18 protein-coding genes are annotated in these 18,775 nt (G+C 37.5%); 8 read left to right on the top strand and 10 right to left on the bottom strand.

Annotated features, from left to right (window positions below; translation table 11 throughout):
- Window positions 1-38 precede the first annotated feature (38 nt).
- The 7 genes from rseP to rimO form a co-directional block, all read right to left on the bottom strand.
- Entirely contained in the window at window positions 39-1,394 is a 1,356-nt protein-coding gene (gene rseP / locus HX129_RS02455; RefSeq protein WP_286433261.1) for an RIP metalloprotease RseP, read from the bottom strand.
- A 3-nt stretch (window positions 1,395-1,397) separates the two neighbouring features.
- Window positions 1,398-2,594, bottom strand: a complete 1,197-nt coding sequence (ispC, locus tag HX129_RS02450) for a 1-deoxy-D-xylulose-5-phosphate reductoisomerase (protein WP_174492870.1) — start codon at window positions 2,592-2,594, stop codon at window positions 1,398-1,400.
- Window positions 2,595-3,419, bottom strand: coding sequence for a phosphatidate cytidylyltransferase (locus tag HX129_RS02445; protein WP_286433262.1), 825 nt, complete (start codon window positions 3,417-3,419; stop codon window positions 2,595-2,597).
- A complete protein-coding gene (gene uppS, locus HX129_RS02440; protein ID WP_174492871.1) occupies window positions 3,419-4,171 on the bottom strand; it encodes a polyprenyl diphosphate synthase in 753 nt (250 codons plus the stop codon). Before uppS ends, HX129_RS02445 begins: the two co-directional genes overlap by 1 nt.
- 8 nt (window positions 4,172-4,179) lie before the next feature.
- Window positions 4,180-4,734, bottom strand: a complete 555-nt coding sequence (gene frr, locus HX129_RS02435; protein ID WP_130073837.1) for a ribosome recycling factor — start codon at window positions 4,732-4,734, stop codon at window positions 4,180-4,182.
- A gap of 78 nt (window positions 4,735-4,812) precedes the next feature.
- Entirely contained in the window at window positions 4,813-5,541 is a 729-nt protein-coding gene (gene pyrH, locus HX129_RS02430) for a UMP kinase (protein ID WP_111857931.1), read from the bottom strand.
- Between the two features lie 48 nt (window positions 5,542-5,589).
- On the bottom strand, window positions 5,590-6,933 hold the full coding sequence (gene rimO / locus HX129_RS02425; protein WP_174492872.1) for a 30S ribosomal protein S12 methylthiotransferase RimO: 1,344 nt from the start codon (window positions 6,931-6,933) through the stop codon (window positions 5,590-5,592).
- Window positions 6,934-7,296: 363 nt separating this feature from the next.
- Here rimO and glnL point away from each other — a divergent pair, with 363 nt between their 5' ends.
- Window positions 7,297-8,406, top strand: a complete 1,110-nt coding sequence (gene glnL / locus HX129_RS02420; protein WP_180046696.1) for a nitrogen regulation protein NR(II) — start codon at window positions 7,297-7,299, stop codon at window positions 8,404-8,406.
- Window positions 8,393-9,880, top strand: a complete 1,488-nt coding sequence (gene glnG / locus HX129_RS02415) for a nitrogen regulation protein NR(I) (protein ID WP_286433263.1) — start codon at window positions 8,393-8,395, stop codon at window positions 9,878-9,880. Before glnL ends, glnG begins: the two co-directional genes overlap by 14 nt.
- Window positions 9,881-10,134: 254 nt before the next feature.
- Here glnG and aceI read toward each other — a convergent pair whose 3' ends face one another.
- Window positions 10,135-10,557 carry a chlorhexidine efflux PACE transporter AceI gene (gene aceI, locus HX129_RS02410; protein ID WP_130073841.1) on the bottom strand — a complete coding sequence of 141 codons (423 nt, stop codon included), beginning with the start codon at window positions 10,555-10,557 and terminating at the stop codon, window positions 10,135-10,137.
- A 102-nt stretch (window positions 10,558-10,659) separates the two neighbouring features.
- On the opposite strand from aceI, the gene aceR reads away from it, so the two are divergent.
- The 4 genes from aceR (at window position 10,660) to HX129_RS02390 (ending at window position 14,675) form a co-directional block, all read left to right on the top strand.
- Entirely contained in the window at window positions 10,660-11,550 is an 891-nt protein-coding gene (gene aceR, locus HX129_RS02405; RefSeq protein WP_130073842.1) for an HTH-type transcriptional regulator AceR, read from the top strand.
- A gap of 90 nt (window positions 11,551-11,640) precedes the next feature.
- On the top strand, window positions 11,641-12,630 hold the full coding sequence (tal, locus tag HX129_RS02400) for a transaldolase (RefSeq protein ID WP_130073843.1): 990 nt from the start codon (window positions 11,641-11,643) through the stop codon (window positions 12,628-12,630).
- A gap of 98 nt (window positions 12,631-12,728) precedes the next feature.
- Window positions 12,729-13,379 (top strand): leucine efflux protein LeuE, encoded by a 651-nt coding sequence (gene leuE / locus HX129_RS02395; protein WP_286433264.1) that lies wholly within the window; start codon window positions 12,729-12,731, stop codon window positions 13,377-13,379.
- A gap of 123 nt (window positions 13,380-13,502) precedes the next feature.
- On the top strand, window positions 13,503-14,675 hold the full coding sequence (locus HX129_RS02390; RefSeq protein ID WP_286433265.1) for a benzoate/H(+) symporter BenE family transporter: 1,173 nt from the start codon (window positions 13,503-13,505) through the stop codon (window positions 14,673-14,675).
- Between the two features lie 24 nt (window positions 14,676-14,699).
- On the opposite strand, the gene HX129_RS02385 is transcribed toward HX129_RS02390, so the two are convergent.
- On the bottom strand, window positions 14,700-15,269 hold the full coding sequence (locus HX129_RS02385) for a DUF4274 domain-containing protein (protein WP_286433266.1): 570 nt from the start codon (window positions 15,267-15,269) through the stop codon (window positions 14,700-14,702).
- 364 nt (window positions 15,270-15,633) lie between these two features.
- Window positions 15,634-16,428: a type I methionyl aminopeptidase gene (gene map / locus HX129_RS02380; protein ID WP_130073847.1), complete on the bottom strand. Its 795-nt coding sequence runs from the start codon at window positions 16,426-16,428 to the stop codon at window positions 15,634-15,636.
- Between the two features lie 338 nt (window positions 16,429-16,766).
- On the opposite strand from map, the gene brnQ reads away from it, so the two are divergent.
- Together brnQ and HX129_RS02370 are read left to right on the top strand one after the other, a co-directional pair.
- Window positions 16,767-18,059 (top strand): branched-chain amino acid transport system II carrier protein, encoded by a 1,293-nt coding sequence (gene brnQ, locus HX129_RS02375; protein WP_286433267.1) that lies wholly within the window; start codon window positions 16,767-16,769, stop codon window positions 18,057-18,059.
- Window positions 18,060-18,518: 459 nt separating this feature from the next.
- On the top strand, window positions 18,519-18,764 hold the full coding sequence (locus HX129_RS02370) for a hypothetical protein (RefSeq protein WP_174492879.1): 246 nt from the start codon (window positions 18,519-18,521) through the stop codon (window positions 18,762-18,764).
- Window positions 18,765-18,775 lie beyond the last annotated feature (11 nt).

The raw sequence follows: 18,775 nt of genomic DNA, 5'->3' as shown, positions 1-18,775 counted from the left end.
ATTATTTTCCAGTAAGTTAATTTTTCACTCTTGCGTCATTACAAACGCATAAAATCATTGAATATTGCTAAAAGCATCATGCTTCCAAGCAATACCATACCAATTTTTAATCCAACCAATTGTATTTGTTCAGAAACAGGTTTACCACGTAAAGCCTCGATAAAATAGTACACTAAATGCCCACCATCCAACATTGGAATTGGCAATAAATTTAGAATACCAAGACTTACGCTCATCAATGCCATAAATGAAATGAAGGTTTGCCATCCCATTTCTGCACTTTGACCTGCAACTTTTGCAATGGTAATTGGACCCGATAAATTATCTAAGCCAATTAAACCACGAACCATTTTCACCATCGAATTTAAAATCATGCCTGAAAGTTGCCCTGTTTTTTCTACAGCAACAACAAAAGCCTCAGCAGGATTATATTGAATCGTTTGTTTATATTCTGCAGGAATATTGGCTTTGCCCGATTGTGCTTGCACACCCAACATTCCCGTAACTTTACCCATGTTGTCACGTTGACCTTGTGGCATCACTTGCAAATGCACCACTTGACCTTGACGTAATACATCGATATTTAGAAGTTTTTCAGGTGATTTTTGTACCACATCCACCACATCAAACCAATCTTTCATCTTTACTTGGTTAATCGCGATGATTTCATCACCTTTTTTCATGCCTTGGCGAATGGCCGCACCATCATTACTCAAGTCATACACAACAGCTGCAATATGTGGACGATATGGCGTAAAACCGAGTACATCAAAAGGAGACTGTGTTTGATCTTTTAAGAATGCTTGAATCGGCAACTCAAAAGTTTTGATTTGACCCGCACGCTCTGCCTGAACTTCGATATGCCCCGTTTCACCCACACGATCGACCAAAGCATAATTTAACTTTTCCCAAGTTGTGGTTGGCGTACCATCAATCGCAACAATTTTGTCACCTTGCTGCATCTGTACTGTTGCAGCGGGGGTATTTGGTAAAACTTTGCCTACACGCGTATTTAGCTGCTCTTGTGCAGGTAAAAATAAAATCCAAAATAGAAATATTGCAAAAATCAGATTAATCAAAGGCCCCGCAGCAACAATTGCAATACGTTTCCATGGCGACTGACGGTTAAATGCATAAGGTAAATCTTCTGCACTCACATTACCTTCACGCTCATCTAACATTTTCACATAACCACCAAGCGGTAATGCTGAAAGCTGATATTGAATTCCTGATTTTTTGGATGTCCACTTTAACAAAGTTGGGCCAAAACCAATTGAATACACTAAAACTTTCACACCCAGTTTTCGTGCAACCCAATAATGCCCAAACTCATGAATGGCAATCAATGGACCTAAAAGGAAAATGGCAGCAACAATGATAAATAGCACATTCATAATTTAGCTTTCCAATTGCGCAATATGTTCAGTTGCAATATTTCGTGCAAATTCATCTGTATACAAAATCTTTTCAATTGATTCTGCTGAACTATTTTGAACGTGATTTAAAGTATGTTCAACCACTTGTGCAATGTCTAAAAATTGAATTTTTTCAGCCAAAAACGCAGCGACAGCAACTTCATTGGCAGCATTTAAAATTGCAGGTGCTAACCCACCCGATTGCATCGCTTGGCGTGCCAATTTTAATGCAGGAAAACGCACCAAATCAGGCTGTTGAAAATCTAACTGAGAATGTAAAAACAAATCTAAAGGTGGAACATGTGTTGTGATCCGTGTTGGCCATGCAAGTGCATGTGCAATCGGTGTACACATATCAGGATTACCCATTTGAGCCAAAGTCGAACCATCTACATATTGAACCATTGAATGAATAATACTTTGTGGATGAACAACAACTGTAACAAATTGTTCTTTAATTGAAAATAAATGACACGCTTCAATCAACTCTAAACCTTTATTCATCAAAGTTGCAGAATCAACAGAAATCTTGCGTCCCATCGACCAATTAGGATGTTTACATGCTTGCGCAGGCGTCACTTTTTGTAATTGTTCCAGACTATGATTTAAAAATGGTCCACCTGATGCCGTCAACAATACTTGCTGTACACCCAGTAAAGGCTCACCATTTTTTTCAATGTGTAAGTAATTTTGTGGGAGACACTGAAAAATAGCATTATGTTCAGAATCTACAGGCAACAACAATGCTTGATGCTCTTTTGCCGCTTGCAACATCAAGTCACCCGACATGACCAAAGCTTCTTTATTGGCCAGTAAGACACGCTTACCTGCTTTCACGGCTGCAAGTGTTGGCAACAAACCTGCTGCCCCCACAATTGCCGCCATCACCACATCTACATCAGGACAAGAGGCTACAGCAACCAAACCCGCTTCATCACAAAGAATTTCAATATCTTGCAAATTCTCTTGTTTCAACAAGCGTTGTAACTCAGACACTTTATCTGAAGGTACAACCACGATTTTTGGTCGAAATTGTTTGCAAATTTCACTCAGTTCCTGAATACGGCTATAAGCCGATATTGCAAAAACTGAATAGGTTTCAGGATGTTGTTCTATAATTTTTAATGTGCTGCGACCAATGGAACCCGTAACACCTAAGATACAAACAGATTGTGACATCTACAAATTTACACCAATAAGTTTTAATACAGCCATACCTGCAGCAAAAATCGGTGCCGCAGCAAGCAATGAATCAATACGATCTAGCACTCCACCATGCCCCGGCAAAATACGACCTGAATCTTTAATTCCTGCACGACGCTTGATCATTGACTCAAACAAATCGCCTAAAACAGAACTAAACACAGTAATAATAGAGAGAATTAAAAAGAGAATATGTTGTGGAAGCGTTAGATCCAAGTAATTATATTGCACAATAACAATGACTATTGCGACAGTAACAATACCGCCCAACAAACCTTCAATCGATTTGTTTGGGCTTACGTCAGGTGCTAGCTTACGTTTACCAAATTTACGTCCAACAAAATATGCGCCACTGTCCGCACCCCAAACCAATAAGAATAGGTACATGAGCCACCACGGTGAACTTTCCCATACTTTAAAAATTGCCGTGACTGCAGCACTAATCAACACTAAACCAATCACATTCAGTGTAGCATTATACCAACCATCATATTCAGGATAGGATTTTACCCAATATAAGCTGCACAACCATGTCAGAATAGATGCGCTCCACAAAATCAATGCAAGATCACTAAAATATAAAGCCAAACCAGAAATGCAGGCAGTAAACACACCAAAACAAGCTGCTTGTAGTTTAGACACAGTTTGAGTAGGATGAGGCATGAGTTTAAACCACTCATAACCTGCCGCCCCAGCTGCGATAATCATTAACACTAACATTGGATATTGTGAAGTTGTTGCAAACATACAACTGAGTACGACTGCAACCAACACCAATGCGGTAATTATCCGCTCTAACATTATAAATTCTCTATATGCTCTTGTTGAATTTGTTCAGATGTTTTTCCAAAACGTCGTTCACGACCCGAAAAAACATTAAACGCATATTCTAATTCTTTCACGGTAAACTCAGGCCATAAAGTCTGGGTAAAATACAATTCAGCATATGCAGCCTGCCAAAGTAAAAAATTGGACAAGCGGAAATCACCACCCGTTCGAATCAACAAATCAACAGGTGCCAAATCACCTAAACTGACCATTCGACCAAACATTGCTACATCAATTTGATTCACATCAATTTTTTCATCTTTCACCAATTGCGCAAGTTGTTGTGCCGTATGCGCAATATCCCACATACCACCATAACTAATAGCAATTGTTAAAGTCATGTTACTGAACTTAGCAGTCCTTTGTTCAGCATGCAACATTAATTCTTTTAGCTCAGGTGAAAGTCGACTACGATCACCAATAAAACGTAAAGAAATTTCAAACTTTTCCATACGCGGAATCTGCTCATGAATTGTTTCTTCCAACAATTTCATCAACAAATCCACTTCGTACTGCGGACGGTTCCAATTTTCACTGGAAAATGCAAAAACAGTCAGTGCTTGCACACCCACTTTACGACAATGCTCTACGATGGGGTCAAGAACATTCTTACCCTCACGATGTCCATCACCTTTTTGCAATTGTTTCTTTTTCGCAAAACGATTGTTGCCATCCATAATGATGGCAACATGTTGAGGAAGATGGTTGTCTTCAGATGTGGTCATTATACGTTTTAGACCTTCATCAAATCAGCTTCTTTGGCAGCTAAACGCTTATCAACTTCAGCCACAAATTTATCCGTGATTTTTTGAATATCATCACCTGCACGACGCTCATCATCTTCAGAAATTTCTTTATCTTTCAATAATGACTTAATATCACCCAATACATCACGACGAATATTACGGATTGCAACTTTAGCATTTTCAGCTTCGTTACGTGCAATTTTCAACATGTCTTTACGTGTTTCTTCAGTCAATGCTGCCATAGGCACACGAATTGCATCAGCAGTTACAGGGTTCAAACCTAGATCTGACTCACGAATCGCTTTATCAATCGCATTCACCATTGAACGCTCAAAAGGTTGAACCAACAAAGTACGTGAATCCTCTACACCAATGTTTGCCACTTGGTTTAATGGCACATCAGAACCGTAGTAAGGAACCATGACACCATTGAGAATCGATGGATGCGCACGACCTGTACGAACCTTTGCGAAACCGTGTTCTAAAGAGTCAAGCGACTTGTTCATACGGTCTTCAGCATCTTTTTTAAGATCGTTAATCATCTGATCTTCCTTACTTATCTATCTAAATTGTATAACCAAAAATGGTAATAGTATAAAGTGCTTTACACGTTACGTACATTAGTTTGTAACGTGAGTCCCTTCTTTCTCACCCATCACCACTGAAAGTAATGAACCCGCCTTATTCATATCGAACACTTGCAATGGCACATTATGGTCACGGCATAAACAAATCGCGGTTAAATCCATCACACCTAATTTTTCATCCAATACTTGGTCAAAAGTCAGTGCTTCATATTTCACAGCATCATCATATTTACTTGGATCTTTGTTATACACACCATCAACTTTAGTGGCTTTTAAAATCAAATCTGCTTCGATTTCAATCCCACGTAAACATGCTGCTGTATCTGTCGTAAAGAACGGATTCCCTGTACCTGCAACAAATACACACACTTCACCTTGAGTAAGATGACGAATCGCATCACGACTTGAGTAAGACTCAACTACCGCACCAATTGGTAAAGCAGACATTAAACGTGTTTTAATGTTACGGCGCACCAATGCATCACGTAATGCCAAACCATTCATCACAGTCGCAAGCATGCCCATTTGGTCACCTGTGACACGACCCACTAAACCATCTTTTTGCAATTGGCTACCACGGTATAAGTTACCACCACCAACAACAATACCGACTTGCACACCCAAACCCACCAAGTGTGCAATTGACAATGACATTTGATCCAAAACTTGCGCATCAATACCCATGTCTTTATTACCAGCCAATGCCTCACCTGATAATTTCAATAAAATACGTTCAAAACGTGGTTTTTTTGAATCTAACATTGTCAAAACTCCAATTTCTATACTTAATATTTTTTAAATTTCAAATTTTCAAGCGGATTGAATGCGAATCAATTTTGCAAATAAATCATATTCATCTGCATCTGTAATTTCGACTTCAAGTAAATCACCCGCTTTAATCAAAGACTTATCAATATCTTCAACAAAAACATTACCATCAATTTCAGGCGCATCTGCATAAGAACGTGCCACAGCAACAGGGAATTCTTCTTCCAAATCATCCACTAACACTGTCATAGTTTGACCAATACGTTTTTGCAATTTAGCTGCCGAAATCGCTTGCTGCACTTCCATAAAGCGCTCATAACGCTCTTGCTTAATCTCTTCAGGTACATGATCAGGCAAGTCATTTGCTGTCGCACCTTCAACAGGTGAGTAAGTGAAACAACCTACACGGTCAAGCTGTGCCTCTTTCAACCAATCAAGCAACATTACGAAATCTTCTTCAGTTTCGCCAGGAAAACCCACCACAAATGTTGAACGAATGACTAATTCAGGACATTTTTCACGCCATAATTTGAGACGTTCCAAAGTATTTTCGCTGTGGGCTGGTCGCTTCATCAACTTTAAGATGCGTGGGCTGGCATGCTGAAAAGGAATATCTAAATACGGTAAGATTTTACCTTGTGCCATTAAGTCAATGACTGCATCTACATGCGGATATGGATAGACATAATGTAAACGCACCCAAATTCCGAGCTGACCGAGTGCTTCACACATGTCATAGAATTTGGTTTTTACAGGTTGACCATTCCAAAAATCAAGCTTGTATTTGGTATCTACACCATAAGCTGAGGTATCTTGAGAAATGACTAAAACTTCTTTCACACCTGCTTTTTTCAACGCTTGTGCTTCATTGAGCACAGAACCTACAGGGCGAGAAACTAAATCACCACGCATACTTGGAATAATGCAGAATGTGCAACGATGATTACAGCCTTCTGAGATCTTCAAATATGCATAATGTTTTGGTGTTAAACGAATCCCTTGTTCAGGCACTAAGTCGATAAAAGGATTGTGTTTTGGTGGCTCAGGAACGTACTCATGTACGGCTTCCATCACTTCTTGATATGCTGCTGCACCTGTTACTTTTAAAACATTTGGATGCATTTGGCGAATTTTGTCTTCATCTTTCCCCAAACAGCCTGTGACAATCACACGACCATTGGCACTCATCGCTTCACCGATGGCGTCTAAAGACTCTTGTACTGCAGATTCAATAAAACCACAGGTATTTACAACAACTAAATCAGCACCATCATAATCCGATGCTACATCATAACCTTCAGTCTTTAACTGAGTTAAAATTCGTTCGGAATCAACCAATGCCTTAGGACAACCTAAAGAAACAAAACCGACTTTGGGGGACTTCATGAATCTGCGCTCCACTAGAATGCGCGTATTGTATGTCTTTTCTCACGATAAAAATAGTTGAAATAGTCACTCTTTGCATAATGCACCAAAATACAACCATAAATAATTGCAAATAATATACATGCACCATTTTAGAACATTTTAATTTTACAGTATGATGATGTTTGACATTTAAACCTGTAAAAAGTGCAATTTGCGCGCATATTCCATTGAATGCTCTAAATTTCCGCACAAATATAAAAAGTTGGCTTATTTATTGCTTTATATTAGGTCGATTTAACAACAATGAATTGTCATATTAGAGAATTCAATACATCAGGTTCAGATGCCATTGCGCTATTTTAAAACAGGAACATTCAGCTAATGGATCAACACCCTAGCATTGATTATCGTTTATTGGTGGATAATTTAACCACCGCGATACTTTTGGTCGACTGTGATTTAAATATTTTTTATTTAAATTCATCTTGCGAAGCCTTGTTTGATATCAGTTTACTACGAGCAAAAGGTCAACCTGTCATTAATATTTTACATGCGCCAAATGATGATTTTAATACACTTGATGCACTCAAAAATTCCATTACAACGGGTCAAGCCTATACACGCCGTGAAGCAATTATTAATGTTAATTTTAAAGATATGCACGTTGACTATTCTGTGTCTCAGTTAAACACAGGTAAACCCTACCACCCATTGCTTTTAATTGAGCTTAACCCCATTGATCGAATGCTCAAAATTTCCAAAGAAGAAAACCTCATCCAACAACATCAAATCACTCGCCAATTGGTTCGTGGCGTTGCGCATGAAATTAAAAATCCTTTAGGGGGAATTCGTGGTGCAACACAACTGCTTGCACGTAGTTTAAATGATCCCCAATATATTGAATTTACTGATATTATCATCAGCGAAGTGGATCGCCTGCGAAATCTTGCCGACACCATGTTAGGCTCAAGACAACTGCCTAGCTATGAACCTGTTAATATCCACGAACCACTTGAACGTGTGCGTGCGTTAATTATTAATCAAACCAAAAAGAAAATTAAAATTACTCGTGATTACGATTTATCGTTACCTGATGTCAAAGCTGATCGTGATCAACTCATTCAAGTCATGCTCAACATTAGTGTCAATGCTGTACAAGCCATGACAGAAAATAAAGAGTTCTTTGTTGATGATCAACCTGCACTGATCTTACGTACACGCATTCAACGTCTTGTCACTATTAATGGCGTATTGAATAAATCAGCGATTCGGATCGACATTGAGGACAATGGACCAGGAATTCCGCAAGAATTATTAGAATCTATTTTTTATCCACTCGTTACAGGACGTGCCAAAGGTACAGGTCTTGGGTTGAGTATTGCACAAAACATCATGCACCAACATAACGGAATGATTGAATGCCAATCTATTCCAGGCAAAACAGTATTTAGCTTATATTTACCTTGGGAGTCTCAACATGTCACAAAATAAAATCTGGGTCATCGATGATGATCGTGCAATGCGTTGGGTATTGGAAAAGACTTTCAAAGAAGAAGGTTTTGATGTCAGCAGCTTTGAAGAGGCACAATCTGCTTTAGATCAACTGAATACAGATACACCTGATGTGATTCTGACAGACATTCGTATGCCGGGTATTGATGGCTTAACATTTTTAGGTAAAGTCAAAGCCAATCATCCTGAGCTGCCTGTCATTATTATGACTGCACATTCTGACTTAGAATCTGCGGTATCGAGTTATCAAACAGGTGCGTTTGAATATTTACCTAAACCTTTTGATATTGATGAAGCATTGGCATTAGTGAATCGCGCAATCTTACACATCAATAAACTACAACAACAAGAGTCTGCAAAAACTACACCTATTCAATCTACCGAAATTATTGGTGAATCTCCTGCAATGCAGGAAGTTTTCCGTGCAATTGGGCGTTTATCCCAATCACACATTACCGTATTAATTAATGGTGAATCTGGTACAGGTAAAGAGTTGGTTGCACATGCCCTACATCGCCACTCACCTCGCAGCAGTAAACCATTTATTGCACTCAATATGGCAGCTATTCCTAAAGACTTGATTGAAACCGAGTTATTTGGTCACGAAAAAGGTGCATTTACAGGGGCAAATACTCAACGCCAAGGACGCTTTGAACAAGCCAATGGTGGTACATTATTTTTAGATGAAATTGGTGATATGCCATTTGAAACTCAAACACGCTTACTTCGTGTTTTAGCAGATGGTGAGTTCTATCGAGTTGGTGGACATATTCCTGTGCGTGTGGATGTACGTATTGTTGCAGCAACACATCAAGATCTAGAAAAACTTGTCCATGATGGACGTTTCCGTGAAGACTTATATCATCGCCTCAATGTTATTCGCATTCACATTCCAAAACTCTCTCATCGCTCTGAAGATATTCCGATGCTTGCCCAACATTTCTTGGCAAGCGCAGGCAAAGAACTCGGTGTTAGCCCAAAAATCTTACGCCAAGAAACTCAAGATTATATTAAACAATTGCCTTGGCCGGGGAATGTGCGTCAACTAGAAAATACCTGCCGTTGGTTAACCGTCATGATCACGGGACGTGAAGTTTATCCTGAGGACTTGCCTTCTGAGTTAAAACAAATCCCGCTCAATAAAGCCGATGAGCAAAACAAAGCGCAAGGTGGTATTGATCGAATTGCAGTACATCATTGGGATGAATTACTTGGGCAATGGGCGGTACAAAAGTTAAAAAATGGCGAAATGAAATTACTTGATATTGCCACACCAATGTTTGAACGCACATTGATTAATGCTGCACTGCAACAAACACGTGGGCGTAAGCGTCATGCAGCGGAGCTACTCGGTTGGGGACGCAACACCTTAACGCGTAAACTCAAAGAGTTAGGTATGGACTCCGCTGACGATGATGAAGAAGATGAAAATCATAAAGCGGTGAATGAATAATTTTTAGCTTTAAACCGATAAATTTAAGAATAGAAAGCTTTCGGGTTTTCTATTCTTAACCTCCTGACTCAGAAAATAGAGCCTACATCATCATGCACGACGCATGTTAAAATTTATGCAGCATGTTTTGGAAATTTAACTTGATATTTTTTTCAATATTTAAAAATTCTTGAATCATTTTTTATATCCTATTATTTTTTTAAATAAAAAAGGCATGCAATACGCATACCTTCTCTTTACACCATAACACATCATCAATGCGCAGGTTGAAAACCTAAACGCGCTTCAATCGTGTCATAACACCATTGGAAAATAAAGGTATACACTAAAATACACGAGGTCATGCCCAAATCAAGCAAAATCGCTTGCCAGATACTCATATCCATCGCATATGCCACCATTGGAATGGTCGCCAACATCAAACCACCCTCAAAGCCAATTGCATGCAAAACACGCACACCAATTGTTCTTTTAAACTGGTGTTTCTTTTCCAATTTTTCAAAAAAATGGTTGAAAATCATATTCCAGACCACAGATGTAACTGCCATCGCCACACCTAAAGTCCCCGTCACTTCCATAGGAACTTCAAAAATAAAACTCAACGCAATCGCAATGATCACCAATAAGATGATTTCATAGCTGAGTGCATGAATAATCCTTCTTTTGGAAATCAACATGTTTCAATACTCAAATTTATTCGACAAATGCAATTTTATTTTTATAATAGTGAATAATAAAGTTAGATTCTTTCAATAAAATTGATAGATAAATCCTAAAGTATGAATATCAACCAAGAACAACTGATTGTTTTTAAAACTGTTATGGAATGTGGCTCTTTTTCTGCGGCTGCACGTAAACTTGCAAAAGTCCCTTCTGCCATCAGCATGTCCATTGCAAATTTAGAAATAGATTTGAATTTAAAACTTTTTGAGCGCATTGGGCGTGAGCCTATTCCAACCGCTCAAGCACATGTTTTATATGAAAAAACAGAACAACTTCTGATTGAAATGAATCAATGGAAACAGCAAGCTTTGGCTCTAGCCAATGGCTTAGAAACGTCATTGAATATTGTCGTTGTCACTGAGCTTTTACATACCGATTGGACAGAATACATTGCCCTGCTTGCTGAGCATTTCCCAACCTTACAAATTAATATTTTTTCTGCACCGCAAGAAGATGCTTTAAAAATGCTGATTAACCAAACCGCACAGCTCGCTTTAATGTTTGAACGTGAAATCTTAGAACGCCGTGAACAATTTGTTGAAGTTAAACGTGAAGCTTTAGTACCTGTTGCTGCACAGCATTTTCCACTTGCACAACATGATGTGGTGACTTTCGAGGAAATTTTACAAAGTCGGCAAATCGTAGTGGCAAGCCGAGATAAAACCATTAAACCCGAACTGCTGTATTCTAAAAATTATTGGCGTACTGATAATCATCATTTGGCGTGTTCAATGATTTTACAAGGCTTAGGTTGGGGCGTTTTGCCTTTACAAATTTTTGAGGAAAATAGTCAGTACAAAAAAAATCTTAAAATTTTAAATTTGGCAGATTTTACGCCCAAGTTTGAATATTACGTTGATTTGGTTTGGAATCGTGAAAGTCATTTAGGACAAGCTGCTCGTTTTTTGATTAATCACATCAGAAATCAACGAATTCATACAAAATAATGCACACTAAAACACTGAAACCACTTTCGCTGAAAACACATTGTGATATAAATAAAGTTACACGTATTTTTATCTAAGAATTAAACAGCAATGACACAATCAGCATTAGAGCAATTAAAACAACTCACCACTATTGTTGCCGATACAGGTGATTTAACTGCCATTCAACAATTTCGCCCTTTAGATGCAACCACAAATCCATCTTTAATTACCGCAGCAGCACAGCAACCTGAAAGTAAAGAATTAATTGAGTCTGCTTATTTACAAGCAAAACAAGAAGGTTATGTAGCAGATCAGTTGCTTGAACGCACCATTGACATTTTAACAGTCAAGTTAGGTGTTGAAATTTTAAAACTTGTGGAAGGTCGTGTTTCTACCGAAGTTGATGCTGCTCTTTCTTATGATACAGAAGCAACGATTGCTAAAGCCAAAGAATTGTTAGCATTGTACAAAGACTATGGTGTAGATCAAAATCGCATTCTGATCAAAATCGCTTCGACTTGGGAAGGTATTCAAGCAGCGAAAGTACTTGAGGCTGAAGGAATCCACTGTAATTTAACTTTACTCTTTGGGTTGCACCAAGCAAAAGCATGTGCCGATGCAAATGTGACCCTCATTTCACCATTTGTAGGTCGTATTCTAGATTGGTATAAAAAAGCTGAAAATGTGGATCACTACGCTATTGATAAAGATCCTGGTGTATTGTCAGTAAAACAAATTTATCATTTCTATAAACAGCATAATATTCAAACAGAAGTGATGGGCGCAAGTTTCCGTAGTATTGATCAAGTACTCGGGTTAGCAGGTTGTGACCTATTAACTGTTGCACCAAGTTTATTACAACAACTTGAACAAGATAATCGCACAGTCACTGCACAAATTTCTGCAAATCATGCACATGCACATCAAGAACATGCTTATACTGTGCTAGAAAAAGCACAATTTAAACAAGAACTTGAAAATGACCTTATGGCATTTCAATTATTACAATCTGGCATTGATGGTTTTATCAAAGCACGTGAACAATTACAAAGTTTATTGCGTCAGTCTTTTGGTTTAGATGCTGAAATTCAGGCTTAAATAAATCTAAATTAATTTCTTCATTTTTATGCTCAAAACCGAGTTTAGGCTTATAATCCGACTCGGTTTTTTACCTTTAGATATAAAGTGAGCAGCTGGTGTTTGGTATTACAGATATTGTAACGTTTATTATCGGCACAATTTTTATTGTGATTTTACCTGGTCCAAATTCACTTTATGTTATGTCTGTTGCATCGCGCTTTGGTATTAAAATCGGTTATTTGGCAGCACTAGGCGTCTTTACCGGCGATTTAATTTTAATTTTATGTACTGTTCTAGGTGCAGCATCTTTACTCCATAGTTTTCCTTGGTTATTTATTTTATTAAAAATCATGGGTGCTGCATATTTATCTTATTTAGGGATTCGTTTAATTATTGCGAGCTATCATACTTGGTTAAATACTCACGCTCAAAACATCGAAGCTGCTGACGCCGGCGCGCAAAAAAATATTCATCCTTTTAGAAGTGCATTGACCATTAGCTTACTGAATCCTAAAGCCATTTTCTTTTATTTGTCTTTTTTTATTCAGTTTGTAGACCCTAACTATACTCATCCTACACTTAGTTTTTCGATTCTCTCGATCGTGGTGCAAATCACCAGTATGGCATATTTAAGTATTCTCATTTTTTCTGGCGTTAAATTAGCTCATTTTTTTAACCGTCGTTATAAAATTGCAGCAATAGGAGTTGCCTCAGTAGGCTTACTATTTTGTGGTTTTGGTTTAAAACTGGCTTTTTCAACAATATAAGTGTCTAAATAATATAAATATTCATCATATGAGAATTTTTCATGTAAAGTCTATTTTTGCAGCCTACCCAAACGTGTATGATTTACATACTTTTTAGCTCAACTCAAATCTACGCAACGGATTATGCAAAAACTTCTTCAAGATTTCTCGATCCCCGCTGTCTTCGCTGGCTTTATTACTTTTCTGGTCGGTATTAGTGTTTCTTCAGTCTTGGTAATTCAAGCGGCTCAACTACTCGGTGCAACACAAGCGCAAGTTACTTCGTGGTTTTGGGCTTTAGGCTTAGCAATTGGTTCATGCGGATTATTTTTATCTTGGAAATTTAAATATCCTGTTGCTACGTCATGGTCTACTGCGGGTTTAGCACTTATTCTTGCCTCAGGCAGTGACTATACGCTCTATGAAGCCATTGGTGCTTTTTTAGTGTGTGGGTTACTCACAGCAGTTTTAGGTTTTTTAGGCATTTTTGAAAAAGTACTGACTTATATTCCACAAAGCCTCACGAGTGCCATGCTTGCGGGCGTATTACTTAAGTTTGGGATTGCTATTTTTGCCAGTATGCAAAACGACTGGGGATTTATTCTTGCCATTTTAGCGATTTACATCATCAGTAAACGTCTATTTCCACGCTACTGTATTGTTATTACCGTAATTTTGGGTGTTATGATTTGCCCATTGTTTATGCAATTTAAGACCACAAACATTCATCTAGCACTAGCATACCCTGTTTGGATGAAACCTGAGTTTACTTGGTCTGCTTTGTTTGGTTTAGCATTACCTTTATTTGTGATTAATATGGCATCACAATATCTGCCGGGACTTGCCATGATTAAAAGTTATGGCTATGCGCCTCATGTCAAACACTTAATTGGTTGGACTGGTTTGATCCAAACCATTCTTGCACCTTTTGGCTGTTTTAGTGTCAACATTGCTGCGATTAGTGCTGCGATTAGCTTAGATGATCAAGTGCATCCTGATCCTAAAAAGCGTTATATTGCAGGAATGAGCTGTGGTATTTTCTACATCATCATGGGCTTATTTGCAGCCACGCTCACCAGTATATTGATGTCATTTCCATATTTATTTATTACCGCATTAGCAGGAATAGCACTGTTTGGCACAATCAGCCACAATATCGCGATTGCCTTTCATCGCATTGAAGACCGTGAAGCAGCACTACTGACCTTTTTATTTAGTGCCTCAGGTGTTCAATTCTTTGGGATAGGTTCTGCTTTTTGGGGCTTACTATTTGGCTTAGCGGTTTCTATGATTTTGAAATTCAAACTCAAAAACTAAACTCATTGCATTGAGTTTAAGATTTCATCGATTATGTTGATGAATATGTTGTTCTGTAAATATAATTTCATGCTCATCAAATATCTTCCAAATTTTAGAGTTCCATAACTCCGTCAGACCTTCCTGAAAATCTTCATTGCGATACATTTTTTTGCCAGCTAATGCAATGCACATTTGCTCAGGAATAGGACGAAGAACCTTGGATTTATCATATGTCATTGTCCAATCTATGCCATCCTGATCATGTGCTGGATTGAATGCAATTTCATTCTTGTACCAAAAACCACGGATGTACTTTTCTTCCAAATTTTCAATAAAATCAAAAGTATTAACATACCAACTATCTTTAGCTAAAACTTCATCTCTATTGAGATACTGCTTTGCAAAAGTTGGATCACTCATCCAATAAACTGCTAAAAGCACTGCTCGATCTACCGTCTGATCTTGTATAATCCAATCGAGCAACTGATTATTACTATCCCAGTTGCAACTGATAACAGATTGATATAAATCTTCCGAAGATGCCTGATGCAAATATTCACTCCAAACAAATTGGATTAGCAACTCCAATTGTTGCATCGTAATTTTTTTCATTACATTATTCTTAATAAGAATGATTTAAAGTTTTACAAAAATTCTAGCATACCTTTAATACTATTGGAAAATACAAGAATTGAGCCATAATAATAGCCCACATTCCAAAAAAAAGGACAAAAAAAAGCTTACCCTAGGATGGATAAGCTTGAAAACTGAAAATACTTCATTAGAAACTACAGCGATAATCTATGGATAAGAATAATACCTGCCCATAGAATAAACAAATATTAAAAAAGTATAATTTTATACCTTAAAAATAAATATAAATGAAAACAAAAAGTAAGATGACGTAAGACGTAAAAAACAAAATAGTTTATAGGATCAACGCCGTATCAAACACCTTAACCGATTAGACTTCATTTTAGATTTCAGGATATTGTCCAGTCCCTTCTGGCCAAGGTGAAAGCAATTCAAAACCAGTATCTGTCACATAAACCATATGTTCCCATTGTGCTGTCAAAGAACGATCTTTGGTCACTACGGTCCAACCATCATTCAATTCTTTAACACCCGCTTTACCTGCATTGATCATCGGTTCAATGGTAAATACCATGCCTTTTTTGAGTTTTAAACCTTGTCCTGGTTGACCATAATGTAAAACATTCGGTTGTTCATGATATACCTTACCAATACCATGACCACAATATTCACGTACTACACTATAACCTTCACGATGCGCAACAGACTGGATTGCATAACCAATATCACCCAAAGTTGCATCTGGTTTTACCGCATGAATTCCAGCCACCATCGCTTCATAGGTTGTTTCTACTAACTTTTTCGCAGCAGGACTCACTTCACCCACAAAGTACATACGACTCGTATCACCAAAATAACCATCTTTAATAATAGCGACATCAATATTGATAATATCACCTTCTTTTAAAATGGTTTTTGCCGATGGAATACCATGACACACCACTTCATTCGGAGAAATACAGGTCGTCTTCGTATAACCATAATACCCCACATTCGCAGGGATCACTTTCAATGTATTTACAATAAAATCATGACAAATATCATCTAAATATTCAGTCGTTACACCAGGTTTTACATATTGACCTATCATTTCTAAAACCTGAGCAGCCAAACGCCCTGACACTCTTAATTTCTCAATATCGTGTTCAGTTTTAATCGTGATAGTTGAAGCTTTCATATCTTCTGCCCTCAAATGTAAGCCGTTATTATATGCCTTATATAAAAAAAATGGGCAATATGAATGATAAAATCTAAGCATTTCTGCATTTTATAGCGTTTAATTTTACGTTAAAGCGCTCAATATAAGTACAATTGAAAATAAAATAATTCAAATATTTAAAATCATATTCAAAAAAACATTTTAGAAAAAAGTATATTGTTTTCATTTAGATAAATCCACTGAAACCTTGAACTATAAGTTTTTTATAATTAAATTTCATACGTTTTATAAAATAAAATACAAAACACCCAACTTTTCCCCTAAAATCTACAGTTTTTTGTAACACCACATCTCCTATGACTAATCTCCGTACCAAGGATATTATTGCTTTAGGGTTCATGACTTTTGCCTTATTCATTGGGGCAGGCAATATTATTTTTCCACCTATTGTTGCACAACAAGCAGGTGAACATGTTTGGTTAGCAGCGTTAGGATTTCTAATCACCGCTGTTGGCCTACCCGTTATCACGATTATGGCACTTTCAAAAACTGAAGGTTCTATTGCTATTCTTAGCTCGCCTTTAGGTAAAGTCGCAAGTCTGATTCTTACCGTTGTGTGCTATCTTTCCGTTGGCCCCCTGTTTGCAACCCCTCGTACAGCAACAGTTTCCTACGAAATCGGTTTTTCATCTTATTTTGGCAACTCAAGCTCGAGTCTACTGATTTATAGTGTCATTTATTTCGCATTTGTGACATTGGTTTCACTTTATCCCAATAAACTACTCGACACAGTCGGTCATATCCTTGCACCTTTGAAAATTATTTCATTGGCGATTTTAGGGATTGCTGCATTTGTCATTCCAGCAGGTTTTATTCCTCCTGCGATTGATGGCTATGTCTCAAGCCCCGTATCTGAAGGCTTTGTTAATGGTTATCTGACCATGGATACCCTCGGCGCTCTAGTGTTTGGTATTGTGATTATTCACGCAATCCGTTCACGTGGTGTGAATGAGCCTAAACTTATTACTAAATATGCCGTAATTGCCAGCTTAATTTCGGGTATTGGTTTAACTTTGGTTTATCTGAGTTTATTTAAACTTGGGTTAGGTAGCCACGAAGTTGCACCAAATGCGAGTAATGGTGCAGTGATCCTGCATGCGTATGTTCAACATGCGTTTGGCGATTTAGGTTCTTTATTCCTGACCGCTTTGATTTTCCTTGCATGTATGGTAACCGCAATTGGTTTAACCTGTGCTTGTGCTGAATATTTCTCTTTACTCACTAAAATTCCTTATAAAATTTTAGTATTTATCTTGGTTCTATTTTCTTTAGTTATTTCTAATTTAGGTTTAACCAAGTTAATTGCTGTTTCAGTCCCTGTGCTCAGCGCAATTTATCCACCTGCGATTGTGGTGATCATGTTGAGTTTTTTATGGAAATACTTTAACAATCCTCGCTTAGTCATTGCACCTGTAACCGCAGTGGCATTTATTTTTGGGATTATTGAAGGAATTAAAGTCACAGCATTTGCTGACATTTTACCTGATGCCATTCAGCATTTACCGCTTAATGCCCAAAATCTTGCATGGTTAATTCCATCTTGCGTCGTTTTAGTTATTTTTGTTGTCATCGACAAAGTTAAAAAATAGTTTTGGATGATTGTTCTAAAATCTTATTTTACCCAAATATAGATTTTAACAGCACTCAATAATTGTGACGTTTACCCAACGAACTTTTATTGCTTGCATCCCCCAAAACTAACGTGAATCACCATTCCACTGTTTTTAGTAAATGACCGTCTAGTCTTTTAGCTTATCTTACAATCCAATCACATATTTTACCCTTCTTTCCCCCCTTCCTATTACAAATAAAATATTGTATGTTAAATGTTCTGCAAAACAGATGAGTTAAATCAAATACATACATTCAGCGTGATTTAAGTAATTTATAAATCATCACTTAAAGTCAATTTGTCATAAATATGTCACATTTATTTAGGATAATATGATGTATTTGCATTTAAAATAATAATTTGCTATGGTAAGGATCAACCAAGCAATTCTGACTAAAACAATGGGGTTTTTGTCGAGCAGACAGGAGGGATGAGGATGTTATCACTACATTCAAACAAGCAAGTCTTCATTAATTCTTTGAAGGCGAACAAAAAACTGGTCATTTATCTCAGTACAACTTTTGCACTGATGACAATTTTATTTTTACATGGTCTGATTCAAGGTAACTTAAAACCTGAGTTTTTTGTTTATGCTTTAGTCGTTTCTGCTGCATTTTGCATTTGGGAATTGATTGACCACAAAACACGTAAATCTGCGAAAGCCGCAGCTGCAACAGAATAAAAGATGGATGC

Origin of the sequence: Acinetobacter sp. 251-1 (genome assembly GCF_030329305.1) — a bacterium.
Classification (GTDB): Bacteria; Pseudomonadota; Gammaproteobacteria; order Pseudomonadales; family Moraxellaceae; genus Acinetobacter; species Acinetobacter piscicola_A.
This window is presented reverse-complemented; position numbering and strand designations above follow the sequence as displayed.